We start from the raw sequence: 26265 nt of genomic DNA, 5'->3' as shown, positions 1-26265 counted from the left end.
TCGTGGTGTCCTCCAAAAGTCCGAAAGTGAAAGCCTATATCAGGCGTCCTTCGCCCGCCAAGTAAGCGGGCTTGTCCGCTCGTAAAGCCAGCGATATTGCGTAACCATCTGCGTCGTCCGCGTGACGCGGAAGCCGATCGACGCGCGGCCAGCAGCAGGGCATAGGTGACGAGATAGTCGTAGGGCGACAACAGTCTGCCGTCGTATAAGGCGTAATGGAAGAAGCGCACCGCCGCGGCCAGCAGCGCCATGTAGACGAACACGCGCCAGAACGGCTTCCAGGAACGGGCCAGGCCGTTGCCGGCGAGAAACGCCGCGCCACCGCCGAGGATCACGGTGAGCACCAGGAAGACGCGTAAGCCGTCGTCGGAGAGCCAGGGGGCCAACGCCGTCATGCGCCCGTCTCCTTCAGCATCGCCGTGTCGCCTTCGAGATAGGCGGCGCGCACCTCTTTGCGGGCCAGCAGCTCGTCGCCGGTTCCAGACAGCGTGATGTTGCCGTTGACCATCACATAGCCGCGATCGGCGAGCTTCAGCGTGTGATAGGCGTTCTGCTCGACGAGGAACACGGTGAGCCCGTCGCGGTTCAGTTCTTTGATCGCCGCGAAGATCTGTTTGACGATGAGTGGGGCGAGGCCCAGCGAGGGCTCGTCCAGCAGGAGCAGCTTCGGCCGTCCCATCAGCGCGCGCGCGATGGCCAGCATCTGCTGCTCGCCGCCCGACAGCGTACCGCCGCGCTGGTCGGCCCGCGCTTTGAGCACCGGGAACAGCGTGGTCACCCGGTCAAGGTCGTGATCGAACCCGTCCGGATCGCCGGCGATGATGGCGCCCATCTGCAAGTTCTCCATCACCGTCATGCGTGGAAAGATGCGGCGACCTTCCGGTGACTGGGCGATGCGCAGCCGCGCGATCTCATGGGTCGGCAATTGGGTTATGTCCCGGCCGTCGAACACGATGCGGCCTCGGGAGGCGCGGGGACGCCCGAAGATCGTCATCATCGTCGTGGTCTTGCCCGCGCCGTTGGCGCCGATCAGCGCCACGATCTCGCCGAGCTTGATGTCGAGGCTGACGCCGTGCAGCACCGGCAGCCGGCCATAGCAGGCCGTGACAGTGTCGATCTCGAGCAAGGACGAGCTCACAGCCGCACCTCGGAGACGGCGTCGGGCAACTCCTCGTCCGGTACGCCGAGATAGGCGGCGATGACGCTCGCATCGTCGCGGATCGCCTTTGGCGTGCCATCGGCGATCTTCTTGCCATAGTCGAGCACGATGATGTGGTCCGAGATGGCCATCACCACGCTCATATCGTGCTCGATGAGGAAGATGGCGATCTTCTCCTGCTCGCGGATCGAGTAGAGCAATTCGTTGAGCCCGTCGCTCTCGCGCGCATTCAAGCCCGCCGCCGGCTCGTCGAGGCAGAGCAGTAAGGGCCGCGTGCACATGGCGCGTGCGATCTCGAGCCGCCGCTGGTCGCCGTAAGGCAGATCGCCGGCCGGCTCGTCGGCGCGGGACACGAGCCCCACGCGCTCCAGCCAGTGCCTGGCAAGCTCCACCGCCGCCTTCTCCGCGCGGGCAAAATTTCCGAGCCCGAGGATCGCGCCGACGGTGAGGGCGGAGGCGCGCGACAGCCCGTTATGCTGCGCTACCATCAGATTCTCCAGCACGGTCATGCCGGCGAACAAGCGAATATTCTGGAAGGTGCGCGCGACGCGCGCCGAGGCGTTGATCTGATGGTCGTCGAGCCGCTCGAGCCGGAACGCGGGCCCCTCTGGCTGGCGCAGTTCCATGGTGCCTTCGGTCGGCTTGTAGAAGCCGGTGATGCAGTTGAACACCGTAGTCTTGCCGGCGCCGTTCGGCCCGATCAGCGCGGTGATGTCGTGACGGCCGACGTCGAAGGAGACGTCGTCGATGGCGACGAGGCCGCCGAAGCGCATCGTCAGATGCTCGACCTTGAGCACGGGGTCTTCATGCCACGAGATCATGCGCGGCCCTCGTTGACGAGGTCGGCGGAGATGGGCCGCGCGTCACCGAGCGCGATGGTGGGCGCGCGGCTGGAGATCAGCCCGCGCGGCCGCCACACCATGATGCCGACCATGGCGATGCCGAACAGCAGCATGCGGTAGAGCGCCGGGTCGAAGCCTTCGCCGAAGAACGTTTGCAAGCCGTCGGTGTGGCGCAGCGCCTCGAAGCCGCCCACCAGCACTACTGCGGCGATGGCGACGCCGAGCTGGCTGCCCATGCCGCCGAGCACGACGATGGCGAGAATGATGGCGGACTCGATGAAGGTGAAGCTCTCCGGGCTGATGAAGCCTTGCCGCGTGGCGAAGAAGCCCCCCGCCAGCCCGCCGAACATCGCGCCGGTGGCGAACGCCGTGAGCTTGGTGATGGTGGTGTTGATGCCGAGCGAGCGGCAGGCGATCTCGTCCTCGCGCATCGCCTCCCAGGCGCGCCCGATGGGCAGGCGCCGCATGCGCAACGTCACCAGGTTGGTGAGCAGCGCCAGCGCCAGGATCACGTAATAGAGAAAGATGATGCCGTGGAGCGCGTCGTATTTCAGCCCGAAGAACTGGGCGAACGTCGTGCCATCGGCGAAGGGGGCGAAGGGAAGGCCGAAAAAGGTTGGCTTCGGAATGCCGGAGATGCCGTTCGGCCCATTGGTCACCTCGGTCCAGTTGAGCAGCACGATGCGGATGATCTCGCCGAAGGCCAACGTGACGATGGCGAGATAGTCGCCGCGGAGCCGCAGCACCGGGAAGCCGAGAATGATGCCCCAGGCCGCCGCCGCGAGTCCGGCGATGGGCAGGCAGATCCAGAAGCCGAGACCGAAATGGGTGGCCAGAAGCGCGAAGGTATAGGCGCCGACCGCATAGAAGGCGACATAGCCGAGGTCGAGCAGGCCGGCGAGGCCCACCACGATATTCAGCCCCCAGCCCAGCATGACGTAAGTCAGTACCAGGATCGAGAGGTCGAACCAGTAGCGCAGCGGCATACCGAGATGGAAGGCGCTCTCGAGCGCGTAAGTCGTCAGTGGGAAGAATAGCGCGAACAGGATGCCGGCGACGACGAAGATGCGCGCGTAAGGCAGGTCCGGAAACGCATAGACGATGGCCCGCCGCAGCAGGCCGAGGCCGACGAAGACGAGCACGGCGGTGGCGATCAGCGCATAGGCCGGCGCGCCGAGAAGCATCGCGACGATGATTCCGAGGACCGCGAAAGCCGCAGTGCCGCCGAGCACGGTGACATCGCGCCGATCGAAGGGCTCGCGCGTGAACAGCTTGGCGAAGGAGGCGGTGAGGGGATGCTCCGCCTGCCAGACGAACAGGTTGAGCAGCAGCCGGCCGAAGAACACGATGCCGACGGCTGTGGCGAGCAGCATCGGCCGCGGCTGGAGCGTCAACCCGGTGACGTTGTCCTCGGTGCGCAAGCCCAGCACGAGCGAGAACAGGGCAAAGGCGATGAGACCGGCGAGGAAGGAATCCCAAAGGGCCGTTTTGACCCGTTGGCTGAAAGATATGCCGGGCTCTGCCAAGGGCTAGACTTTCTCCACCTCGGGCCGGCCGAGCAGCCCCGTGGGGAAGAAGATCAGCACGATGGCGAGCATCGAGAAGGCGGCCACGTCCTTATACTCGATAGTGAAATAGGCCGACCAGAAGGTCTCGATCAGCCCGATCACCAGCCCGCCGAGCATGGCGCCGGGCAGCGAGCCGATGCCGCCGAACACCGCCGCGGTGAAGGCCTTGATGCCGACGACGAAGCCGATGAAGAAATCGATGACCCCGTAATAGAGCAGGTAGAGCAGCCCGGCGACCGCAGCGAGCGCCGCCCCGAGCACGAAAGTGAGCGAGATGGTGCGGTCGACATTGACGCCCGACAGCGCGGCCATCAGCCGGTCCTGCTCGCAGGCGCGTTGCGCGCGGCCGAGCGCGGTGCGGCTGATGATCAGCCAGAAGGCGGTCATCAGCACCAGCGTCGTCACCACGATGAGGATCTGGATATTGGAGATGATGACGGTGAAGTCGCCGTCCTTGAAGAATTCGTAGCCGCCGGTGATCACCGGCTGCAGCGGCTTCACGCGCGCGCCTTGCGCCACCTGGATGAAATTCTGTAGCACGATCGACATGCCGATGGCGGTGATCAGGCGCCAGGCGAAAGGATTCGCGTAACGGCCGGTAGGCGATGCGTTCCACTGTCCAGCCCCAGATGGCGGTGAGCGCCATGGGACGACGAGCACGATCAAGAGCGCCAGGGGGATCATGGTGACGCCGAGCGCCATCAGCGCGAGGAAAGCGATCAGCGCGATGAAGGCGCCGACCATGAAGATGTCGCCATGAGCGAAATTGATCATGCCGATGATGCCATAGACCATGGTGTAGCCGATGGCGATCAGCCCATAGATCGAGCCCAGCGCGATCCCGTTGATGAGCTGCTGAAGAAAATAGGCCATGGAAACGCCTGCCTCGCCTTCCCCCATTCGGGCATTGCAGACCTAAGACAGCGGGCCGCGCCCACTTTGGGGTGTTTTAGCAAGAAGGGTGGCCAGTCTGCATGCTCAAATTCAGAGCAGCATATGGGAGCCGTCGCAAAACGGCGGATCGCCGGTATCCTTGCACCCGCACAGCAGCGCCATTTCCGTGCGCTCGGCCGTGAACATCAGCGGCTCGATGCCGGTGCCGGCGTGAGAACCGTCGCAGAAGGGCTGCTTCTTGCTTCGGCCACAACGGCACCAAGCGTAGCGTTTGCCGGCCTCGAGCTCGACCTGATACGGGCTGAGCTGTGGGCGCTCTGGCTCTTCGGACATTTAGATATTCCCCAGCGTTGTTGGCCAGTTTTGCCACCGTGTTAGCCAATTCGCCTCCTTCGCACAAGGAAGCGAGGGCGATTTCCTGTTAAGCCGTCCGGTAACATTTCCTTCCTAGAAATGGGAGGCGGGGAACGATTCGAAAAGAAACTTGAGTCCATGGCCCATCGGGACCATAGAGGGCGGAAAGCTGCGGTCTTCCTGCATTGCGTGGGGTCGGATAGGGGCCGCGAGATGGCGCTTCGGTTGGGGAGGCGGAAGCACCAAAGCGAGCTTGGAGGCCATTCGTGGCTGAACTGATTTTCGCGGCGCTCTCCTTGGCCGCGTTCCTTGCCCTGGCGATGAACCGCGCGTCCTTGCGTGGCTGGGCGATCGCCATCGCCGTCTTCACCGTGATCTTGCAGTTCGGGTTCGGCTTCACGCTGTGGTCCTTTGCCGGCTGGCTCGTCGCCGGGCTCCTGTTCGCCGCCAGCGTCCCCGACATCAAGCGCAAATACATCACGCTGCCGGCTTATGGCGCGCTGAAGGGCGCCATGCCGACCATCTCCGACACCGAAAGAGAGGCGCTCCAGGCCGGCACCATCGGCTGGGACGCCGAGCTGTTCTCCGGCGAGCCCGACTTCGCCAAGCTCCGCCGCGTGGCGCCGATCACGCTCACCGACGAGGAGCGCGCCTTTCTCGACGGGCCAACCGACGAGCTGTGCAAGCGGCTCGATGATTGGCGCATCCGCCACGAGCTGCACGACATCCCCGACGACATCTGGGAGTTCGTCTGCGACAACGGCTTTCTCGGCATGCTCATCTCCAAGGAGCATGGCGGCCTCGGCTTCTCCGCTCAGGCCCAGTCGCTGATCCTCGGCAAGATCTCGTCCAGAAGCGCCGACAGCGTCACCATCGTCATGGTGCCGAACTCGCTCGGCCCCGGCGAGCTGATCGAGAAATACGGCACCGAAACGCAAAAAGCCCACTACCTACCGCGCCTGGCGCGCGGCGAGGAAATTCCCTGCTTCGCCTTGACCGGGCCGTTCTCCGGTTCGGATGCCGCCGCCATGCGCGATGTCGGCGTCGTCACCAAGGGCATGCACGAGGGCAAGGAGACGCTCGGCGTCAAGCTCACCTGGGACAAGCGCTACATCACGCTTGCGCCCAAGGCGACGCTGCTCGGGCTCGCCTTCCGCCTCTTTGATCCCGACAATCTCTTGGGCAAGGGCGCCGATATCGGCATCACGCTCGGTCTGGTGCCGACGGACCATCCGGGCGCGAGATCGGCCGCCGCCATCTGCCCGCGGGCGCGGCGTTCCCCAACGGGCCCACCAAAGGGCCGCGAGGTGTTTGTCCCCCTGGACTGGATTATCGGCGGCCCGGACGGGGCGGGCCAGGGCTGGCGCATGCTGATGAACTGTCTCGCCGCCGGCCGCTCCATCTCGCTGCCTGCCACGAGCGCGGCCTGCGCCAAGGCGATGCTCCGGCGCAGCACGGCATATGCTCGCATCCGCAAGCAGTTCGGCCTCCCCATCGGCTTCATGGAAGGCGTCGAGGAGCCGCTCGCGCGTCTGGCCGAGAACGCCTATGGGCTCGAGGCGGCGCGCGCCGTCACCGCGTCGATGGTGTCGGCCGGCGAGAAGCCCGCCGTTATCTCGGCGCTGCTGAAATACATGTCGACGGACCGCATGCGCGACAGCGTCAACGACGCGCTCGACATTCACGGCGGCCGCGGCATCTGCGACGGGCCGTCCAACTACATCCAAGGCGCCTATCAGATGGTGCCCGTCGGCATCACCGTCGAAGGCGCCAACATCCTCACCCGCACGTTGATCACCTTCGCCCAAGGGGCGCTGCGCAGTCACCCTTATCTCTTCGCCGAGATCGAGGCGCTGCAGGATAGCGATCGCGAGCGCGGCATCGAGGCTTTCGAAAAGACCTTTGACGACCACCGCGCGTTTCTGTTTTCCAATGCCGCGGGCGCGCTCTTCCACAACGTCACCTTCGGCGCCTTCGCGGGGGCGCCCAACAACGGCGGCGACGTCACAAAGTGGTGGAAGCAGCTCTCGCGCGCCTCGCGCTCCTTCGCGCTCGTCGCCGATCTCACCGTGGCGCTGCTCGGCGGCGGCCTCAAGGTGAAGCAGAAGATCACCGGCCGCATGGCCGATGCGCTGGCCGAGCTCTACCTCCTATCGTCGATCCTCAAGCGCTACGAGGACGATGGCCGCCCCAAGGACGACCTCAAGCTCGTGAATTATTGCGCGCGGAACTGTCTTGCCCGCTTCGACCAGGCGCTGCGCGGCGTCATCGATAATTTCCCGGTGCGTTGGGCGGCCTGGATCATGGGGCCGCTGGTAATGCCCTTCGGCATGCGCCGGCCGGCGCCCGACCGCGACGCCAAGGCCATCGTGCGCGCGGCCCTGACGCCCGGCGCCTTCCGCGACCGTCTCACTAGGGACATTTACGCCTCCGAGGATGCAAGCGACGGCATTGGCTTGCTCGAGGCCACGCTCAAGAAGGTGGTGGCGAGCGAGGAAGCCGAGAAGAAGCTCGAGCGCGCCATTCGCAAGGGCGAGGTGAAACGCTTCCACGACAATGATTGGATCGCCGAGGCCGAGACCAAGGGTGTGCTGACGCCCGAGGAGGCGCGCAATCTCGCCACGCTGCGCGACATGGTGGCCCGCGTCATCGCCGTCGACGATTTCTCCGCCGCCGAGCTGCAACGCGCGGCGAAGTCCGACCAGCCGAAACACATGGCGGCCGAATAAGGGTTGCCGAGTCCAAAACGAATTCCCAAGTCAAAGAGCGATCATGCCGACCACGCTTCCCGATCTTAAGGACTGGACTTTCACTGTCGACTTCGAGGGCATTGCCTGGGCGGTGTTCGACCGCGAAGGCGAGAGCATGAACTCGCTCGGCCGCCGCCCGACCGAGGAGCTCGACCGCATCGTCAAGGCGGTGGAGGACGCGAAAGCCGGCGAGATCAAGGGTCTCGTTTTGATGAGCGGCAAGGAGTCGAGCTTCGTTGCCGGCGCCGACATCCGCGAGTTCGAGGGCTTCGACACCGAGGAGAAGATCAAGGAGGTCGTCAAGGAGACCTTGGCGCTGCTCGACCGGATCGAGCGGCTGCCGGTTCCCGTGGTCGCCGCCATTCACGGCTATTGCCTCGGCGGCGGGCTGGAGCTGGTGCTCGCGTGCGACTGGCGCATCGCCGACCGCGAGGAGGGGACCAGGCTCGGCTTCCCCGAGGTCAAGCTCGGCATCTTCCCGGGTCTGCACGGCACCGTGCGATCCCTTGCCGCCGCCGGTCCGCTGGACGCCATGACCGCCATGCTCACGGGCAAGATGCTGCGGCCGGGTGCTGCGCGCGCCATGGGCTTCGTCGATCAGCTCGTGCCGACGCGCCATAATCTGAGATGGGCCGCGCGGAAAGCGGTTTTGCAAAAGCGCCGCTCCAAGGGCGCGTCCTGGTGGAAGAAGCTGATGCTGAGGCAGCCGGCGCGCGGGCTCCTGGCCAAGCAGATGCGCGCCAAGACGGCGGCCAAGGTGCGCGAGGAGCATTATCCCGCACCCTTCCGCCTGATCGATCTGTTCGAGCGCTATGGCGACGACCCGGTCCGCATGAAGCGCGCCGAGACCGAGATGTTCGCGCCGCTGATGGCGAGCGAGACGTCGCGAAACTTGCGCCGCGTGTTCGCGCTGTCGGAGATGTTGAAGGATTCAGCGCCGAAGGACGGCTTCAAGCCGCGCAAGGTTCATGTCATTGGCGCCGGCACCATGGGCGCCGACATCGCCGCCTGGTGCGTCGTCTCCGGCATGCAGGCGAGCCTGCAGGATCTCGATGAGGCGCAGATCGGCAAGGCGCTGAAGCGCGCCAAAGGCCTGTTCAAGAAGCGCCTGCGCGGCAAGACCGCGATCGACTCGGCCGTCGCCCGTCTCATCGCCGATCCCGAAGGCAAGCACATCAAGCATGCCGACGTGATCATCGAGGCGATCGTCGAGAAGCTCGACGTGAAACAGACCCTGTTCGCCGAGCTGGAAAAGAAGGCCAAGGCGGGCGCCGTGCTGGCGACCAATACCTCGTCGCTGAGACTCGAGGACATCGCCAAGCCGCTCGCCGATCCCGGACGCCTGGTCGGCTTGCACTTCTTCAATCCCGTAGCGCAATTGCCGTTGGTCGAGGTGGTGCGCGGCGAGGGTACACGCGAGGAGGAGGTGGACAAGGCTTGCGCCTTCGTCACCGCCATCAACAAGCTGCCCCTGATCACCAAGAGCTGCCCAGGCTTCCTCGTCAACCGCGTGCTCGCGCCATACATGATGGAGGCCGTGCGCCTCTATCAGGACGGCCAGCCGCGCGAGAAGATCGATCAGGCAGCGTTGAAATTCGGCATGCCGATGGGGCCGATGGAGCTCATGGACATGGTCGGCCTCGACATCTGCAACAAGGTTGGCGAGGAGCTCGACATCTCCCCCAGCAGCGCCGGCAAGACGGACAACGTGCTCGCGACGCTGGTGAAGCAGGGCAAGCTCGGCAAGAAGACGGGCGAAGGATTCTACGTCTGGGTCGACGGCAAGCCGAAACGCGAGGAGGCCGAGTATAGCGCGGCCGAGCTTCAGCGCCTTGGCCGCGAGCTCATCAAGCCGCTGCTAGACGAGGCGGATCGCGCGCTCGCCGACGGCGTGGTGGAGAGCGCCGATCATGTCGACGCTGGCGTGATTTTCGGTACGGGCTTCGCGCCCTTCCGCGGCGGGCCGCTGCATTATCGCCGCAGCGAGGCAGCCAACACATCGGACAAGGAAGCGGCGTAAGCCGAGAGGACCATTGATGAAGGAAGCGGGGATGCGGCGGGTTGCAGTGCTGGGCGGGATGCGAATCCCATTTTGCCGGTCGCACACGGCCTATGCCGAGCTGTCCAATCTCGACATGCTGACGGTGGCGCTCGGCGGGCTCGCCGAGAAATTCGCGCTCCAGGATGCGCATATCGACGAGGTGGTCGGTGGCGCCGTGGTCACCCACGCCAAGGACTGGAACCTCGCCCGCGAGGCGGTGATCGGCAGCCCGCTCGCGCCCACCACGCCCGGCATCACCATGATGCAGGCCTGCGGCACGAGCCTGCAAGGCGCGCTCAGCCTCGCCGCCAAGATCGCCACCGGCCAGATCGATTCGGGCATCGCCATGGGCTCCGACACGACCAGCGACGCGCCCATCGTGTTTCAGCGGAAATTCGCCCAGCGCCTGGTGAAGATGTCCCGCGCCCGCAGCCTGGGGCAGAAATTCTCCGCTTTCAAAGGCCTGGCGCCGGGCGAGATGGCGCCGGTGCCGCCCGACACGCGCGAGCCGCGCACCGGGCTCGGCATGGGCGAGCATTGCGAACTGATGGCCAAGGAATGGGGCATCACCCGCGAGGCCCAGGATCTTCTGGCCTATGAGAGCCACAAAAAGGCGGCCGCGGCCTATGACGAAGCTTCATGGACGATCTGGTCGTCCCGTGCGCCGGCGTGTTCCGCGACAACAATGTCCGCGAGGATATTTCCCTGGAGAAGATGGCCGAGTTGAAGCCGGTCTTCGACAAGGTGGGCGGAACCATCACCGCCGCCAACTCCACGCCGTTAACCGACGGGGCCGCGACAATCCTGCTTAGCTCTGAGGAATGGGCGGAAAAGCGCGGAATTCCGGTTCAGGCATATTTAACTTTGGGTCGCACTTCTGCCGTAGATTATGTCCACGGTGAGGGACTTCTGATGGCGCCGACGGTTGCGGTCAGCGATTTGCTCGACCAAGCCGGCCTTGCGCTTCAAGACTTTGATTATTATGAGGTTCATGAAGCCTTTGCGGCGCAGGTCTTGGCCACTTTGAAGGCGTGGGAATCAGAGGTTTACTGCCGGGAACGGCTCGGGCGGGACGCGCCTTTAGGCGCTATTAACCAAACCAGGCTCAACGTGATGGGGTCCTCGATTGCTTTCGGCCATCCGTTTGCCGCCACGGGCGCACGCATCTTGGCAGTTCTGGCCAAACTCCTGCATGATAGGGGCGGTCAGAGAGGGTTGATTTCGGTCTGTACGGCCGGTGGAATGGGCGTCGCGGCGATCCTTGAAGGGGTCAAGACGCAGACGCCCGCCAAAACGGCTCCCGAGGAAATGGGCACGGCATAAGTGCTCAGCCGAGGGAAAGGGACTTGGGCCCAACGAGGCCCGGCAGGACAGGGGGCAAAAGAGATATCGCCGGGGCGGGGGTTTCGCCCGCGGCCCGACCAAGACGGAGGTGCTTATGAAGCATCATGCTCTCACTGCGGCGACGGGACTTCTGATCGCCACTGTCCTCGTACCCACCGGTCACGTTCAGGCGGCTTCCGCTGATCCCACGGGTATTTGGCGCAAAGCCGATCAGGGCGAGCGCCCAGGCAAGATCCAGCTTTACCGCTGCGGCTCCGGTCAACGCTATCTCTGCGCCAAGATCGTCTGGCTGCAGAACCCGAACGATTCCAAGGGACGCCCGCTGCACGACGTGCGGAACGAGAACCCGTCGATGCGCGACCGCCCGATCCTCGGCCTGCCGATCATCACCGGTCTGGCCCCGGCCGGCCCGAATGTCTGGAAGGGCAACATCTATAATCCCGAGGACGGCAACACCTACTCCGCCACGCTGACGCTCGTGTCGCGCAATCAGATCAACCTCAAGGGCTGCAAGGCCTGGCTGCTCTGCGGCGAGCGGACTTGGCTGCGGACGACGCTGCCGAAGCCGGAGCCCGCGCCCGAGCCGCAAATCGAGGCCAAGGCCGAGCCCGAGGCCGCGCCTCAGGCTACCGTGCAGCCCGCGGCTGCGGAGAAGTCCAAGCTCTCCGACGATGAGATGCTGACGCCCGCCGTCGAGCACGACACGCGTCCTGGCTACCGTTTCCTCAACACCTCGGCGACGGCCCAGACCCCCGTCGAGCTTTCCGGCGAGAATGTGCCCAGCATGTTCGCCATGACCGCGCCGATCGCGGCCGAAGCCGAGCCGGTGGCCAAGGCCGCCGCGCCAACAACCACAGCCGCCGCTCCGGCGCCGAAGCCCCAGACCATGCAGGCGACCGCTTCGGCTACGCCGCGGCCAAGCCAGACTGCCCCGGCGGCAAGCGCCGCAGCTCTGCCGGCCGATGAATCGGCCGACCCTTCGGCGGCCGATGTTGCCGCGCCGACACGGAGACCGCGGAGACGAACTTCGCCGAAGAGGCGCAGTTGACGCGCCGCCAGAGGCGGCTCCTGCGGCGCCAGAGGCAGAACCAAGGGCTGCTTCCCTGGCAGAACTAGGCCCCGGAGCCCGTTAGGCGCCTTCTCGGGCTTCCGCTTAGATCTCTACGAGAGGTCTCTTCGCTAGGTTTGTTCGGCTGAGGGTTTCGCTTGCGCGCGCAGTGCCTTCTTGGACAGCTTGCCGATCATCGTCTTCGGCAACTCGTCGCGGAACTCGATGGCCGCCGGCAGCTCGAGCTTTGACAGCTTAGGCCGGAGGAACGCGAACAACTCGGCCGCGGTCGTGTGCGAGCCCGCCTTGAGCCGCACATAGGCCTTTGGCGCCTCGCCGCGATAATCGTCCGGTATTCCCACCACGCAAACCTCGGCGACGGCCTCGTGCTCGTGCAGCGCATCCTCGATCCGCCGCGGATAGACCTTGAACCCGGCCGCGTTGATCATGTCCTTGATGCGGTCGACGATGAACACGTAGCCGTCCTCGTTCATGTAGCCCACGTCGCCGGTGCGGAAGAACCGTCCGACGAAGGCGGACTCCGTCTCGGCCGGCTGCTTCCAATAGCCGGTCATGACCTGGGGTCCGGCGATGCAGATCTCACCGGCCTCGCCGCTGTCCATCTCGACGGCGGGATCCTCGAGCGAGCGGATGCTGATCTCCGTGGCCGGCAGCGGCAGCCCGATCGAGCCCTCTTGCGGCGAATTCATCGGATTGCAGGTGGCCACCGGCGAGGTCTCGCTGAGCCCGTAGCCTTCCACCACGTTGCAGCCGGCCAGCGCCTCGAAGCCGCGCTTCACCTCGATGGGCAAGGCCGCTCCGCCCGAGATGCAATAGTCGAGCGAGGTGAGGTCGAAGGTCTTGATGGTCGGATGGCGCAGCATGGCGCCGAACAGGGTCGGCACGCCCGGCATCATCGTCGGCCGCAATTTGGCGATCAGCTTGAGCGTCGGGATCAGCTCGAACTTCGGCAGCAGGATCATCTCCATGCCGCTCGACAGGCCGAAATTCATCACCGTGGTCATGGCGAAGACGTGGAACAGCGGCAGCACGCCGAGAATGCGGTCGGGCTGCTCCGGCGGCTGGTTCCGCCAAGCCTTCACCTGCGCCACGTTGATGGCAATGTTGGCGTGGGTCAGCATGGCGCCCTTGGGCGTGCCGGTGGTGCCGCCAGTATATTGCAGCACGGCGATGGCGTCGGGCGTGATCACCGGCGGTTGATAGCGGCCGTCATTAGCGAGCAGGTCGGCCGCCCGCACGATGGACCGCTTCATGGGGGACGCGCCCAGCTTGGCGAGCTGGGCGCGCTTGGTCAGTTTCAGCCCTACCGATTTCAGCGTCGGCAGCAGCGAGGCGAAGCTCTCCACCACGGCCCCTTCCAGCGCGCCGCGCGTCAGCATGGCCTCGACCTTGTCGAACAGGATCTTGAGATCGAGCGTCACCATGATCTTGGTTTCGCTGTCGCGGATCTGGAACTCGATCTCCTCGAGGCTGTAGAGCGGGTTGAAATTGACCACCGTTCCGCCGGCCTTGAGCACCCCGAAATAGAAGATGACGAAGGTCGGGGAGTTGGGCAGGAGCAGGCCCACCTTGACCCCTTCGCCCACGCCCAGCGCCCGCAGGCCCTTGGCAGCCCGGTCGGAGAGGGCGCCAATCTCGGCGTAGCTGAGCCGTTTCCCCAGAAAATAGGTGCATGGCCGGTCGCCGAAATCCGCCACCGCCTCGTCCAGCACGGTGCTCACGAGCTTCGGCGGGAAGACCGAATCCCAGGCGACATCTTGCGGGTAGCCAGTGAGCCAGGGTCGCTTGACTGCGCCTTGGGCGGCGTCCAAAGGTGCCGGATTCGCCTTGCTCACCATCGAATTTCGGTTTTTTTGTTGCTTTACCGTTGCTTAACGGGCGAGGCCCCAAGTGACGGGAGGCAATTGGCCGCAAGCCCGTTGATCTACTATTATTGTAGCACGGGGTTGATAAACAGTGCTGTTGGAGGAATGAGTCCTCCGGCGGAATATGCTGAAACCATGGCGAGGTCAGGCGCAAAAACGCCAATTTTGTTAGCGATTAGAGCGTATAGTCAGGGCATTCGAGCGGGCTGGGCACGGGTAGACTCGACCAGTTTTTAAGTCTATTCCAATGCCTGACTTGCCCTCGGATTAGCTATGTTTTAGCCAGGGACCATTAGACACGGACCCCTTAACGGGGCAGGGAGAGCGATATGGACGAGGTGGCCACCAAGATCATCGAGATTCTACGTAAGAACATGAAGGATCCATCCAAAGCCGTTGCGCTCGAAACCCCGTTGAGCGAGCTTGAGATTGAATCCCTCGATCTCGCGGTGATCGTGTTCGATATTGAGGATACTTTCGGTATCGAAATCCCCTATAATGCGAACGAAGAAGTGGAAGCGTTCGCGACGGTCGGCTCTGTGGTCGATCGCGTGAAGGGGATCATCGCCGAATCGAAGGCCTCGGGCGCAGCAGCTTGAACCAGCCGTCCGCTCGGGTCCTTCCCGGGACGTCGACCAGGCTTGGAGTTACGGCTTAACACTACATGACACAGACGAATGGACGCAGGCGCGTCGTGGTCACTGGCCAGGGCGTCGTCACTCCTTTGGGCACGGGCGTGGACAAGTTCTGGGCCGCGATGCAACGCAGCGACTGCGGCATCCGCGAGGTCCAGAGCTTCGACACCGAGGACCTGTACATCACGATCGCCGGCGAGGTGCCGGATTTCGATCCGCGCGAGCGCTTGCAAAGCAAGCAGCTGCTCCTGGCCGACAAATATTCCCAGTACGCGGGTTGCGCGGCGCATGAAGCCGTCACCCAGGCGAAACTGGAATATCCGATCAAGGACTCAGACAGCTACCGCGCCGCCTGCATCATAGGCTCCGGCGTCGGCGGTCTGACGACGCTCGAATTCTCCTACAAGATGCTGTTCAAGGAGAATAAGCGGGCGACCCATCCGCTCACCCTGCTGAAGGCCATCGGCTCGTCCGCGAGCGCCCATGTCAGCATCGAGTACGGCATCAAGGGCCCGACCTTCGGCTTGGTCAGCGCCTGCGCCACGGCGACCCATTCCATCGGCATGACCTATCGCATGATTCGCGAAGGCCTCGTCGACGTGGGGCTTGCCGGCGCGGCGGAAGCCTCGCTGAACTGGGGCGCCACGCGCGCCTGGCAGGCCATGCGCGTGCTGAGCCCCGACGGACTTTGGCCTTTTGCCAAGAAGCGCAACGGCACGGTTCTGGCCGAAGGCGCGGGCATTCTCATGCTCGAGGAATATGAGCGCGCCAAGGATCGCGGCGCGCCGATCCTCGCCGAGCTCATGGGCTATGGCATGACCGCCGACGCGGCCGACATGGTCAACCCGTCCATCGACGGCGCGTCGACCGCCATGCAGCAGGCGCTCGACGACAGCGGCCTGGCGCCGTCCGATATCGACTACATCAATGCCCACGGCACCGGGACCATGGTCAACGACATAAACGAGACCCGCGCCATCAAGCGTGTGTTCGGCAACGCCGCCAACAAGCTGTCCATCTCCTCGACCAAGTCGATGCACGGCCATTGTCTCGGCGCGGGTGGCGGCATCGAAGCGGTGGCCGCCATCAAGGCCATCGGCGAGAATTACGTGCCGCCCACGGCCGGTCTCGACGAGCCGGATCCGGAATGCGACCTGGACTACACGGCGAATACCGGCAAGGCCCGCGAGGTCAATTACGCCATGTCGAACTCGTTCGCCTTCGGCGGCCTCAACGCGGTTCTGGTGTTCGGCCCGCCGCCGGCTTGAGGGCCGTCCTATCCTTCTGATGAAGCGATCGCTTGGCCTGTTCTTGGCCCTAGGGCTCACGGCCTTGGCCGTCGGCTATTACGCGCTCGAGCGGGGCACGCGCATCGTCCGCAGCGAGCAGGCGGTGGCCGCTCATGCCGACGAGGTCTTTCGCGCGCGCTCGACGCGGTCGCCGGCAATCCGCAAGGCGATGTCAGCGTCGTCGCCTTCTTCGACTATAACTGCCCCTATTGCCGCAAGGACGTGCCCGCGCTGAAGAAGCTCATGGCCGCGGATCCAAATCTCCGTGTGGTGCTGAAGGAGCTCCCGGTTCTGGGGCCGGACTCGGAGGCTGCGGCACGATTGGCGCTCGCCGCCAAGAACCAGGGCGAATATCTGACTCTTTACCGGCGGCTCATCGCCTCGCGCGGCCGCGTGACGGAGGCCCGGGCGCTCGCCGCCGCCGCCGCGATGGGCCTCGACACGGACCGCCTCAAAGACGACATGAACGATCCGGCGATCACCGCCACGCTGCTCGCCAATACGCGGCTGGCCGATGCGCTTGGGGTGCGCGGCGTGCCCTTCTATCTTGTCGGCGACCAGGTGGTGTCGGAAGGGGACGGGGATTTCTACGCCGCCCTGACGGCCCGCGTGGCCGATGTGCGCCAGAATGGCTGCCGCGCCGCCTGCTAAAAGTGCGGCGCCTCCCTAGATTAAACCAGGCCCCGAAAGCTGGCATGGCCCTGCTTGCCGACAATGATGTGGTCGTGGATGACGACACCCAGGGGCTTTGCCGCGTCGACAATTTGCTTGGTCATCTCGATATCGGCACGGCGAGGCGTCGGGTCGCCGGACGGGTGGTTATGCACCAGCACGATGGCGGTGGCTGACAGCTCCAGCGCCCGCTTGACCACCTCGCGCACATAGACTGGCGTGTGATCGACCGTGCCTTGCTGCTGCACCTCGTCGGCGATCATCTGGTTGCGCTTGTCGAGAAACAGGATGCGGAACTGCTCCTTGGCCTCGAAGCCCATGGCGGCGCGGCAATAGTCGAGCACCTGCTGCCAGGAGGACAGGACCGGCCGCTCCAGCACCTCGCCCTGCATGAGACGCAAGGCGGCAGCGCGGATCAGCTTGATCTCGGTGGCGGCCGCCTCGCCGAGCCCCGGCACCTCCAGCAGAAGATCTTCCGGTGCGTTCATCGCCTCGGCGAAGGTGCCGAAGCGGGCGAGGATCGCCTTGGCGAGGGGCTTGGTGTCGCGGCGCGGCATGGCGCGGAAGAGGACAAGCTCCAACAGCTCGTAATCGGGCAGGGCGTCCGGCCCGCCGTCGCGGAAGCGCTTCCGGAGCCGTTCGCGATGGCCGAGATAATGCGGCTTGGCGACGTCCTTGAAGCCCATGTGGCCTTCGCTGGTGGTTAGGACGCGGCGGGAGGCCGGTCCAGGCCCTTTGGTGAGAAGGTGAACACCTCGCATCCCGTCTCGGTGACGCCGACCGTGTGCTCGAACTGTGCCGACAGCGAGCGGTCGCGGGTCACGGCGGTCCAGCCGTCGGACAGGATCTTCACATGGGGTTTGCCGAGATTGATCATCGGCTCGATGGTGAACAGCATGCCGGGCTTCAGCGGCAGGCCTTCGCCGGGCTCGCCGTAATGGAGAATGTTGGGGCGGTCGTGGAAGACGCGCCCCAGGCCATGGCCGCAGAAGTCGCGCACCACGCTGCAGCGCTCGCTTTCGGCATAGACCTGGATGGCATGGCCGATATCGCCCGTGGTGGCGCCCGGACGCACCGCGGCCACGCCGCGCATCAGCGCGTTATGGGTGACCTCGAGCAGACGCTCCGCCGCGCGTGAGATTTCGCCCACCGGATACATGCGGCTCGAATCCCCATGCCAGCCGTCGACGATCAGGGTGATGTCGATATTGAGAACGTCGCCCTCGCGAAGTCCGCGCGGACCCGGGATGCCGTGGCAGACCACATGGTTCAGCGAGGTGCATATCGACTTGGGGAAGCCGCGATAGTTCAGGGGCGCCGGGATCGCGTCATGGGCCATAGCGAAGTCGAACGCGATGGCGTCGAGCTCGTCGGTGGTGACGCCGGGCCTGACATGCTCGGCCATGACGTCGAGCGCCTCGGCCACGAGCCGGCCGGCCTTCGCCATGCCGGCGAAGGCTTCGGGTCCGTGCAGCTTGATCTTGGTATCGCGCGCTTGGGCGCGGGCAAATTCGAGATTGGACATGGGAACCGATTATAGGGGGACTTGCCGTCACTTAGGAGGAAATCTGCTTCCGTTCAAGGCGTGCGTCTCTTCCGCGTCGAATGAAACCTTAAACGGGATGGCGCGCGGCAGGGCTAGGCCTTCCAGCGTCACCTCGGAAGCGACGGCGATGGCCTCGACACCGCTTGCACGGGCGGCCTCGAAGGCGGCCGCATAGGCGGGATCGATATCGTGGGCGAGGGTGAAGCGGTCGGCATCGCCCCGCTGCACGAAATACACCATCACCGCACGCGCGCCCGTCGCAGCCATATCGGCGAGCGCCTTGAGATGCTTGGCGCCGCGCGCGGTGACCGAGTCGGGAAATTCCGCGAGCCCTGCGTGCCGCATCAGATGCACGTTCTTGACCTCCACATAGCAGGGCGGCCGCGCGGGGTCCTCGAGAAGAAGATCGATGCGGCAATTGCCGGCGTAGCGCACCTCGCGGCGGATGTTCGCATAGCCCTGGAGCGCCGGGATGAGACCGCTCCGGATTGCCGCCGACACTGCCGCGTTGGGGCTCGACGTGTTGATGCCGACGAGCGCCGGCCCGCGGCCGAGATCGACTTCGATCAACTCCCAGGAGAAGCCGAGCTTGCGTTTGGGATTCGTCGAGCGCGACAGCCAGACCCGCGAGCCGGGCGCCGCGAGGCCGAGCATGGAGCCTGGATTGGCGCAATGGGCGGTGACCGTCTCGCCGGCTTCGAGCTCCACATCAGCGAGGAAGCGCTTGTAGCGCCGCACCAGCCGGCCCTCGATCAGGCCTGAGGGAAAGCGCATGAGCATGGCCAACAACCTAGGAAGCCTGCCGCGGCCCGGCAAGGCGGCAGGCGGACTTGCCCCCGAATTCCCCCGGGTCCGAGAAAACTCGGGTAGAAGAGAAGCCATGAGCGACGACACCCAAAGCCCGGACATCGTCACCGCCGCCCTGCTTGTGATTGGCGAGGAGATCCTGTCGGGTCGCACCCGCGACGAGAACACCGCCTATATCGCCGCCTATCTGACCCGCGTGGGCATCGCGCTCCGGGAGGTTCGCGTGGTGGCCGACGACGAGGCGGTGATCGCCGCCGCGGTCAACGATCTCCGTCGCCGCTTCGCCTATGTGTTCACCACCGGAGGCATCGGCCCGACCCATGACGACGTGACCACCGACGCCATCGCCAAGGCCTTCGCGGTCGGCGTCTCGGTGCACGACGAGGCGGTGGCCGCCATGCGCCAGCATTACGCTGAAGGCGACCTCACCCCGGCGCGCCTCAGGATGGCGCGCATCCCCGAGGGCGCCGAGCTGATCCACAACGCCGTGTCCCGGGCGCCGGGCTACAGGATGGAGAACGTCATCGTCATGGCCGGGGTGCCGCGGATCATGCAGGTGATGCTGGACGAGGTCATGCCGCGCTTGGCCAAGGGCCGGCCCATGCAGGCCCGCTCGGTGCGCGTCGATGCGCCCGAGGGCGATCTGGCGCCGCCGCTCGCGGCCCTCCAGGCGGCGCATCCGGAGGTGCAGATGGGCTCCTATCCTTCTTCGAGCGGAACAGGATCGGCACCTATGTGGTATTGCGCGGCGCGGACGAGGCCATGCTCGAATCGGCGCTTGCCGCGCTTTGGAATCTGATCGCGCGGGAAGGCTTCAGCGCCGGCGCGGCCGATGAAGGCGGAGGCTAGGCCGCTGGCCCTCGAGGCGTCTCACGGTGCGGACGTCCCACCGCCGGGGCACTCCTCGAGCAGCTGCTCAGAAGGTGACGAGCGCGCGCGCGGCCTCGCCGGCCTCCGAGGTCTCGACGTCCCGCGTCACCCGCGCCACCGCATCGGCCGCCGATTGCGAGGGCCCGATATAGGCCATCGACCACTGTGGAAATTGCCGCTCGGCGATGGGCTCGCTCAGCAGAAGGGCGATGTCCTGGTGCCTCGGGTCGTGACTGATTCGCTCGAAGGTCGCCTCGACCGCCTGCCGCCCGCCTTCGAGCACCTGGGCGAAACAGTTGTCGGTGGCGAGAAGGCGCCGGTGATGTTCTCCTCTTCGTTGTTCCGCCGCGAGGACAACAGGATGTCGGCGATGTGCGCGCGCTCATCAGGATCGCCAGCGAGACGCGACTGACTAACATATGCGAGACGAAGCAATCCCATGATCGTCACCTCTTCCAAGAGCGGCGGCATCGTCGCCGGGCGTCGGCGCGATGCGGTCGCGCCGGCAGTCTTTGCCGCGAAGGGCGCGCAATGGAAACGCACGGACGAGCTTCACAGACTCTTTGCGCCAAACAAAACAAAAGCCCCGGAGCGGGTCCAGGGCGTCTCGGCAAGCTATTGTTTTTACGTCATAAAATGACAAAAGGCGCGGGGATCTCGCGATCCCCGCGCCTCTTGAGAAACTACTTCTTCTTCGCAGCCTTCTTGCGAGCCGGAGCCTTCTTCTTCTTCGCCGCGGCGGTCTTCCGCACGGCCGGCTTCTTCGCGGCGGCGGTCTTCCGCACGGTCTTCTTCTTCGCTGCGGACTTGCGGGCCGGAGCCTTCTTCTTCGCTGCGGACTTACGGGCCGGGGCCTTCTTGGCGGCCGGCTTCTTCTTCGCTACTGCCATAGTACATCCCTCCTATCGGGTGGCTGGCTGATCAGTTCACACTCTAACTACAACCGCTCGTCGATCCGCACGTGTCGCACTTGAGACAGGTGCCGTTTCGTACGAGGGTAAAGTTACCGCATTCTCCACACGCTTCCCCTTCATAACCCTTAACGCGCGCTTCGGCGACAAGAACTGACGTGCCGCGCTCGGCGAGCGCTTCGACGGCAAGGGCAACATGCTCGACCGTCTCCGATGAAGGGGGTTGAGTGGACGCGGCGGCAAGGCTTGTGGCGTTCTCAAGCGGGTCGTCGTCGGCTTGCGCCTGTACGCCCGTGCGGGATTGCCAGTGCCCTGCGCTTTACTCGGCGTAAGAAAGTTCCGCTCACTGAGGCGACCACGGGTGAAGCCAGGTGAAACGAGAGCTTCGGTGAAACGCCTGCTTTCGCCTGCGTCCCCCGAGCCGAGGGTTGTGCTGCCGATCTCGCTTGGATCAACATGTGCAAGCTCGTACCGCCCAAGATAAGAAACTGCAAGCTCTCTGAACAGGTAGTCAAGGATCGAGGTGGCGTTCTTGATGGCTTCGTTCCCGCGCACCGGACCGGCAGGCTCGAAACGCGTGAACGTGAAGGCATCAACGAACTCTTCCAGCGGGACGCCGTACTGCAAACCGACGGACACCGCGATCGCAAAGTTGTTCATGAGCGAGCGGAAGGCGGCGCCTTCCTTGTGCATGTCGATGAAGATCTCACCCAACCGGCCGTCTTCATACTCACCAGTTCTTAAGTATACCTTATGACCGCCGACCACGGCCTTTTGAGTATAGCCCTTGCGCCGGTGGGGCAGCCTCTCACGCTCGGCCGTGGCCCTGACCCGCTCGATCACCCGCTCGACGATTCGCTCGGCGAACACCGTGGCGCGCTGCACCTGCGGCTGATCCGAAGCGACCGCCGCCAGCACCTCGTCCTGCTCGTCCTCGTCGTCGGCGAGGAGCTGAGCGTTGAGTGGCTGCGATAGCTTCGAGCCGTCGCGGTAGAGCGCATTGGCTTTCAGGCCGAGCCGCCAGGAGAGGAGATAGGCCTCCTTGCAGTCCTCGACCGTCGAGTCGTTCGACATGTTGATGGTCTTGGAGATGGCCCCCGAGATGAACGGCTGCGCCGCCGCCATCATGCGGATATGGCTTTCCACCGACAGATAGCGCTTGCCCTTGCGGCCGCAAGGGCTGGCGCAATCGAACACCGGCAGGTGCGCGGGGTCGAGCCCCGGCGCGCCTTCGAGGGTCATCGCCCCGCAGGCATACTCGTTGGCCGCCTCGATATCGGCCTTGGAGAAGCCGATCTCCGCCAGGAGGTCGAAGTCGGGCTGATCGAGCCGCTGCGCCTCGAGCCCCAGCACCTCGGTGCAGAAGGCCTCGCCGAGCGTCCATTTGTTGAACACGAACTTGATGTCGAAGGCCGACACCGCGTCCTTCTCGATCGCCGCGATCTTCTCGGGCGTGAAGCCCTTGGCAGCCAGCGTCTCGTGGTTGACGCCCGGTGCGCCCTTGAGCGTGCCCCGGCCCACCGCATAGTCGATGATGCGCTTGGTGGCGGCCTCGTCGTAGCCGAGCACCCGCAGCGCCTCCGGCACCATGCGGTTGATGATCTTGAAATAGCCGCCGCCGGCCAGCTTCTTGAACTTCACCAGCGCGAAGTCCGGCTCGATGCCGGTGGTGTCGCAGTCCATCACCAGACCGATCGTGCCGGTCGGGGCGATCACCGTGGCTTGCGCGTTGCGATAGCCATAGTCGCGCCCGAGATCGAGTGCCAGGTCCCAGGCCCGCATGGCGTGCGCCAGCAGACGCGGCTCGGGGCAGGAGGCATGGTCGAGCGGCACCGGCGCCGTGGCCAGCTCCTCATAGCCGTCCCGCTCGCCGCGCGAGGCGCGCGCATGATTGCGGATGACCTTGAGCATGGCGTCCCGGTTGGCGTCGTAGCCAGGGAAGGGGCCGAGCTCGCGGGCCATCTCCGCGCTCGTGGCATAAGAGACGCCGGTCATGATGGCGGTCAGCGCGCCGGCCATCGCCCTGCCTTCGTCCGAGTCGTAGGGAATGCCCGACGCCATGAGCAGGCCGCCGATATTGGCGTAGCCCAGGCCGAGGGTCCGGTACTCGTAGGAGAGCTGGGCGATCTGGCGCGACGGGAACTGCGCCATGGTCACCGCGATCTCCAGCACCACGGTCCACAGCCTGATGGCATGCTCGTAGCTCTCGACGTCGAAGCTGCCATCCGCGTTGCGGAACTGCATCAGATTGAGCGAGGCGAGATTGCAGGCGGTGTCGTCGAGGAACATATATTCCGAGCACGGGTTCGATGCTTTGATCTCGCCCGCCGCCGGGCAGGTATGCCAGTCGTTGATGGTGGTGTGAAACTGGATGCCCGGATCTGCACAGGACCAGGCGGCATAGCCGACCTGCTCCCACAGCTCGCGCGCCTTCACGTCTTGGCCACGGCGCCGTTCTTGCGGAAGGTCAAGTTCCAGTCGCCGTCGGCCTCGACCGCCTCGAGGAAGCCGTCGGTGACCCGCACGGAGTTGTTTGAGTTCTGACCGGAGACCGTCCGGTAGGCCTCGGAGTCCCAGTCCGTGTCGTAGGTCTGGAACTGCATCGAGGTGTAGCCCTGGCGGGCGAACTGCATGACCCGGCGGATCAGGTTGTCGGGCACCTTGGCCTTGCGCGCCGCCTTGACCTCGCGTTTGAGCGCCGGGTTGCGCTTCGGGTCGAAGCAGTCGTCGCCGTCGCCGTCGCAATTGACGCAAGACCTGAGGATGGCGTTGAGCCGCTCGGACAGAACCTTGGAGCCGGTAACTAGCGCCGCGACCTTCTGCTCCTCGGTGACCTTCCAGTTGATGTAGCTCTCGATGTCGGGATGATCGATGTCGACCACGACCATCTTGGCGGCGCGCCGCGTCGTGCCGCCCGACTTGATGGCGCCGGCGGCCCGGTCGCCGATCTTGAGGAAGCTCATCAGGCCGGAGGACTTGCCGCCGCCCGACAGCGGCTCATGCTCGCCGCGCAGCCGCGAGAAATTGGTGCCCGTGCCGGAGCCGTATTTGAACAAGCGCGCCTCGCGCACCCACAGATCCATGATGCCGTTCTCGTTGACGAGATCGTCCTCGATCGACTGGATGAAGCAGGCATGCGGCTGGGGATGCTCGTAGGCCGACTCCGAGGCCTTCAGCAGGCCCGTGGCGTGGTCGACATAGTAATGACCTTGGCTCGGGCCATCGATGCCATAGGCCCAGTAGAGGCCGGTGTTGAACCATTGCGGGCTGTTCGGCGCGCCCATCTGTTTTGCCAGCATGTGGCGGAGCTCGTCGAAGAAGGCCGACGCGTCATCCTCGGTGGTGAAATAGCCGCCCTTCCAGCCCCAATAGGTCCAGGTCCCGGCCAGCCGGTCGAACACCTGCCGCGCGTCGGTCTCGCTGCCGAAGCGTTCGGCCTCGGGCAGCGCCTCGAGCGCCTCAGTGTCGGGCACCGAGCGCCACAGCCATGACGGCACCGAATTCTCCTCGACCCGCTTGGAGAATGCGGGCACGCCGGCCTTGCGGAAGTATTTCTGGGCAAGGATGTCGGCCGCGACCTGGCTCCAATGGGCTGGCACGGAAAAGCGCTCCAGCGCGAAGACGACAGAGCCGTCCGGATTGCGAATTTCGCTGCCGCTCTCGCGGAACGAAATCGCTCGTAAGGTGACCGTCCTGGCTCAGTAAATCGTCTTTGAATCCGCATCTTGCTCACATCCCCCAGTCAAAATCTGCATCCTGTGCGACCTTCGAGACTGGTGCGATTCTCTCGCTGCATCAATCGCCGCAATCAATATCTAGCGACCAAAAGTTACTCTACCACTAAACCCTGTGTGCGAGTGCAGGAATAGTATGTGGAAAGGTGGTGGGCAACTTTCAACGCCGGGGACGCGAAGGCCTGAAAATGGGGGCTTTTGGCGCTTCGCGGCCGAGCAGCCGTCGCGCGGCCTGCGGCCGTGGGCGCCGCTTGGAAAAACTCGGACCCGGCGGGAAAATGGCGCAGCGGTCGGCCTCTGAACCGCCCCGAAAGGGTCACCTTCGCTGCCGACCCTCACCGGGCCTTCACTGTCTGTTTACGAGAACGTCAGTAATTTCTTCGCTACACGTGAAAGCCCCGTCGGCAAGATTCGAGTTTGATTCAATGTTGCATCATCGCGCTCTCGGTCGGGACCTCGAACAGCTTGTGGTCTCTGTCATCGATAATCGCCGGCCCATGCGGTCCATGATGCGGGCGATGCTCGCGGCCATCGGCACGGGGCGGATCGACACTTATGAGAACGCCAACGAGGCCTTCGAGACCATGGCCTGCGACCCGCCTGATCTCGTCATCGCCGCTGCGCATATGCAGCCGATCTCCGGTTCGGAGTTGGTCAGGGCCATGCGCCATGTGGACGCTGGGCCGCTCTGTTTCGTGCCCGCCATGATCATGAGCGCCCATGCCAGGCCGAGCCTGGTCGAAGAGGCGCTCAGGGCAGGGGCTCATCAGGTCCTGGTGCTGCCGACCTCGGCCTCGACTCTGTACCGCCGCCTCGATTGGCTGCTCAACGACGACCGCCCCTTCGAGCGTGACGGCGACATCTATGTGGTAGCGGGCATGGAAGAGCGCCTGTCGCTCAGCTTTCCGCGGCCGAGTTACGTGCCGACCCCGGGGCCGGCCAGCCTGCCGCTCGCCATCGGCCAGACGGACGGCGCGGGCGATGCGCCCTACGCCTTGCGGATGCGGGCCGCTCAGAACTAGAGCCGTCTTCGCCGCCGGACTTCCATCGCCGGAAGCGTCTTTGCGCCGCTGGACAGAAGCCCGGGCAAGAGGTCATAGTCCCCGCTTACGCTCCATAGGCGGCTGACGCTAAATTCCATGGCTCTTTTCAGTGAACTGTTTGCCTGGTGGAAGGGCAACACCATCGGCACGCGCCTCTTCACCTGGCGCAAGGGCGTTCGCGTGGGCGAGGACGGCCTCGGCAACGTCTATTACCGCGAGCGCGACGGAACGCGCCGCTGGGTGATCTATCGCACCGTGTGGGAGCCCTCACAGGTCCCGCCCGAGTGGCATGGATGGCTGCATCACACCGTTGACGTGCCGCCCACCGAGGAAGACTACACGCCGCGGCCCTGGCAGAAGGCCCATCGTCCGAACATGACCGGCACCTATGAGGCCTACCGGCCGCCTGGCTCGACGTTGCGCCCGCAGGTGAAGCAGCCGCCCCGGGACTATGAGCCGTGGCAGCCCAAATGACGGATGCGCCAACGAAGGAAGCACCGCCCCAGGCGGTGCAGCGCTGGTCGGCGTCCGACTATGCCAAGAACGGCCGCTTCGTGCAGGAGCTGGCGGGGCCTGTCTTCGCCATGCTGGCGCCGAAGCCGGGCGAGCGCATTTTGGATCTCGGCTGCGGCGACGGCACGTTGACGGCGGAGATCAAGGCGGCCGGCGCCGACGTGCTCGGCGTCGATCTCAGCGACGAGCTCCTCGCCGTGGCGCGCATGAAGGGTCTCACCGTCCGCAAATCGGACGGCCATGAGCTCGATTTCGTCCATGAGTTCGATGCGGTGTTCTCCACGCCGCGCTGCATTGGATGCGCGCCCCCGACCTGGTGATCGCCGGCGTCGCCCGGGCCCTCAAGCCCCGCGGCCGCT

Annotated in this window: 22 protein-coding genes and 4 pseudogenes; 13 read left to right on the top strand and 13 right to left on the bottom strand. The window is 64.9% G+C overall.

Features of this window, described 5'->3' with window-relative positions:
- Positions 1-39: 39 nt before the first annotated feature.
- The 6 genes and pseudogenes from AUC69_RS16380 to AUC69_RS10555 all read right to left on the bottom strand — a co-directional run bounded on the left by AUC69_RS16380 (position 40) and on the right by AUC69_RS10555 (position 4796).
- Positions 40-395, bottom strand: a pseudogene (locus AUC69_RS16380) (DUF6867 family protein).
- On the bottom strand, positions 392-1138 hold the full coding sequence (locus tag AUC69_RS10575) for an ABC transporter ATP-binding protein (protein WP_069442118.1): 747 nt from the start codon (positions 1136-1138) through the stop codon (positions 392-394). The pseudogene AUC69_RS16380 and the gene AUC69_RS10575 overlap by 4 nt, the downstream one beginning before the upstream one ends.
- Positions 1135-1980: an ABC transporter ATP-binding protein gene (locus tag AUC69_RS10570; protein ID WP_069442117.1), complete on the bottom strand. Its 846-nt coding sequence runs from the start codon at positions 1978-1980 to the stop codon at positions 1135-1137. The genes AUC69_RS10575 and AUC69_RS10570 overlap by 4 nt, the downstream gene beginning before the upstream one ends.
- Complete coding sequence (livM, locus tag AUC69_RS19040) at positions 1977-3527, bottom strand: high-affinity branched-chain amino acid ABC transporter permease LivM (protein ID WP_083239329.1); 1551 nt, start codon at positions 3525-3527, stop codon at positions 1977-1979. The genes AUC69_RS10570 and livM overlap by 4 nt, the downstream gene beginning before the upstream one ends.
- A 3-nt stretch (positions 3528-3530) precedes the next feature.
- A complete protein-coding gene (locus AUC69_RS10560) occupies positions 3531-4442 on the bottom strand; it encodes an ABC transporter permease subunit (protein WP_158008084.1) in 912 nt (303 codons plus the stop codon).
- A gap of 111 nt (positions 4443-4553) precedes the next feature.
- Positions 4554-4796, bottom strand: coding sequence for a CDGSH iron-sulfur domain-containing protein (locus AUC69_RS10555; RefSeq protein ID WP_069442116.1), 243 nt, complete (start codon positions 4794-4796; stop codon positions 4554-4556).
- 287 nt (positions 4797-5083) lie between these two features.
- On the opposite strand from AUC69_RS10555, the gene AUC69_RS10550 reads away from it, so the two are divergent.
- From AUC69_RS10550 to AUC69_RS10535, 5 genes are all read left to right on the top strand, one after another.
- Positions 5084-7546: an acyl-CoA dehydrogenase gene (locus AUC69_RS10550; protein ID WP_244500208.1), complete on the top strand. Its 2463-nt coding sequence runs from the start codon at positions 5084-5086 to the stop codon at positions 7544-7546.
- A gap of 43 nt (positions 7547-7589) precedes the next feature.
- Positions 7590-9587, top strand: coding sequence for a 3-hydroxyacyl-CoA dehydrogenase NAD-binding domain-containing protein (locus AUC69_RS10545; RefSeq protein ID WP_069442115.1), 1998 nt, complete (start codon positions 7590-7592; stop codon positions 9585-9587).
- Positions 9588-9618: 31 nt separating this feature from the next.
- Positions 9619-10335, top strand: coding sequence for a thiolase family protein (locus AUC69_RS19385; RefSeq protein WP_342018571.1), 717 nt, complete (start codon positions 9619-9621; stop codon positions 10333-10335).
- Complete coding sequence (locus tag AUC69_RS19380) at positions 10248-10931, top strand: thiolase family protein (RefSeq protein WP_342018570.1); 684 nt, start codon at positions 10248-10250, stop codon at positions 10929-10931. Before AUC69_RS19385 ends, AUC69_RS19380 begins: the two co-directional genes overlap by 88 nt.
- Before the next feature lie 115 nt (positions 10932-11046).
- The gene (locus AUC69_RS10535) at positions 11047-12000 is read left to right on the top strand and encodes a DUF2147 domain-containing protein (RefSeq protein ID WP_069442114.1); all 954 of its coding nucleotides are present in this window, start codon (positions 11047-11049) and stop codon (positions 11998-12000) included.
- Positions 12001-12131: 131 nt separating this feature from the next.
- On the opposite strand, the gene AUC69_RS10530 is transcribed toward AUC69_RS10535, so the two are convergent.
- A complete protein-coding gene (locus AUC69_RS10530; RefSeq protein ID WP_069442113.1) occupies positions 12132-13859 on the bottom strand; it encodes a long-chain-fatty-acid--CoA ligase in 1728 nt (575 codons plus the stop codon).
- A gap of 356 nt (positions 13860-14215) precedes the next feature.
- Here AUC69_RS10530 and AUC69_RS10525 point away from each other — a divergent pair, with 356 nt between their 5' ends.
- The 3 genes from AUC69_RS10525 (at position 14216) to AUC69_RS10510 (ending at position 16461) form a co-directional block, all read left to right on the top strand.
- Positions 14216-14485 carry an acyl carrier protein gene (locus AUC69_RS10525; RefSeq protein WP_069442112.1) on the top strand — a complete coding sequence of 90 codons (270 nt, stop codon included), beginning with the start codon at positions 14216-14218 and terminating at the stop codon, positions 14483-14485.
- Positions 14486-14550: 65 nt separating this feature from the next.
- Positions 14551-15789: a beta-ketoacyl-[acyl-carrier-protein] synthase family protein gene (locus AUC69_RS10520; protein ID WP_069442111.1), complete on the top strand. Its 1239-nt coding sequence runs from the start codon at positions 14551-14553 to the stop codon at positions 15787-15789.
- Positions 15790-15816: 27 nt separating this feature from the next.
- On the top strand, positions 15817-16461 hold the full coding sequence (locus AUC69_RS10510) for a DsbA family protein (protein ID WP_083239327.1): 645 nt from the start codon (positions 15817-15819) through the stop codon (positions 16459-16461).
- Positions 16462-16481: 20 nt separating this feature from the next.
- Here AUC69_RS10510 and radC read toward each other — a convergent pair whose 3' ends face one another.
- The 3 genes from radC to sfsA are packed head-to-tail and all read right to left on the bottom strand — an operon-like array spanning position 16482 to position 18802.
- Positions 16482-17168, bottom strand: a complete 687-nt coding sequence (gene radC, locus AUC69_RS10505) for a RadC family protein (RefSeq protein ID WP_069442108.1) — start codon at positions 17166-17168, stop codon at positions 16482-16484.
- Between the two features lie 17 nt (positions 17169-17185).
- Complete coding sequence (gene map, locus AUC69_RS10500) at positions 17186-18007, bottom strand: type I methionyl aminopeptidase (RefSeq protein ID WP_069442107.1); 822 nt, start codon at positions 18005-18007, stop codon at positions 17186-17188.
- A 27-nt stretch (positions 18008-18034) separates the two neighbouring features.
- Complete coding sequence (gene sfsA / locus AUC69_RS10495; RefSeq protein WP_069442144.1) at positions 18035-18802, bottom strand: DNA/RNA nuclease SfsA; 768 nt, start codon at positions 18800-18802, stop codon at positions 18035-18037.
- A 106-nt stretch (positions 18803-18908) separates the two neighbouring features.
- On the opposite strand from sfsA, the pseudogene AUC69_RS10490 reads away from it, so the two are divergent.
- Positions 18909-19684: pseudogene (locus AUC69_RS10490) on the top strand (competence/damage-inducible protein A).
- 67 nt (positions 19685-19751) lie between these two features.
- On the opposite strand, the pseudogene AUC69_RS10485 reads toward AUC69_RS10490, so the two are convergent.
- Positions 19752-20006 (bottom strand): annotated as a pseudogene (locus AUC69_RS10485) (BLUF domain-containing protein); the annotation flags it as partial.
- Positions 20007-20144: 138 nt separating this feature from the next.
- On the opposite strand from AUC69_RS10485, the gene AUC69_RS10480 reads away from it, so the two are divergent.
- Positions 20145-20345: a hypothetical protein gene (locus tag AUC69_RS10480; protein WP_069442105.1), complete on the top strand. Its 201-nt coding sequence runs from the start codon at positions 20145-20147 to the stop codon at positions 20343-20345.
- A gap of 43 nt (positions 20346-20388) precedes the next feature.
- Here AUC69_RS10480 and AUC69_RS10475 read toward each other — a convergent pair whose 3' ends face one another.
- Both AUC69_RS10475 and AUC69_RS10470 read right to left on the bottom strand, forming a co-directional pair.
- On the bottom strand, positions 20389-20595 hold the full coding sequence (locus AUC69_RS10475) for a hypothetical protein (RefSeq protein ID WP_069442104.1): 207 nt from the start codon (positions 20593-20595) through the stop codon (positions 20389-20391).
- 43 nt (positions 20596-20638) lie between these two features.
- Positions 20639-24340 (bottom strand): annotated as a pseudogene (locus AUC69_RS10470) (vitamin B12-dependent ribonucleotide reductase).
- Between the two features lie 435 nt (positions 24341-24775).
- On the opposite strand from AUC69_RS10470, the gene AUC69_RS10465 reads away from it, so the two are divergent.
- From AUC69_RS10465 to AUC69_RS18555, 3 genes are all read left to right on the top strand, one after another.
- Positions 24776-25372, top strand: a complete 597-nt coding sequence (locus AUC69_RS10465) for a response regulator (RefSeq protein WP_069442103.1) — start codon at positions 24776-24778, stop codon at positions 25370-25372.
- A gap of 117 nt (positions 25373-25489) precedes the next feature.
- Entirely contained in the window at positions 25490-25867 is a 378-nt protein-coding gene (locus AUC69_RS10460) for an NADH:ubiquinone oxidoreductase subunit NDUFA12 (protein ID WP_069442102.1), read from the top strand.
- Complete coding sequence (locus AUC69_RS18555) at positions 25864-26226, top strand: class I SAM-dependent methyltransferase (protein WP_244500207.1); 363 nt, start codon at positions 25864-25866, stop codon at positions 26224-26226. Before AUC69_RS10460 ends, AUC69_RS18555 begins: the two co-directional genes overlap by 4 nt.
- Positions 26227-26265 lie beyond the last annotated feature (39 nt).

This window comes from Methyloceanibacter superfactus (genome assembly GCF_001723305.1).
Classification (GTDB): Bacteria; Pseudomonadota; Alphaproteobacteria; order Rhizobiales; family Methyloligellaceae; genus Methyloceanibacter; species Methyloceanibacter superfactus.
Note: the sequence above shows the minus strand (reverse complement) of the source record. Positions and strands in the feature narration are given on the sequence as shown.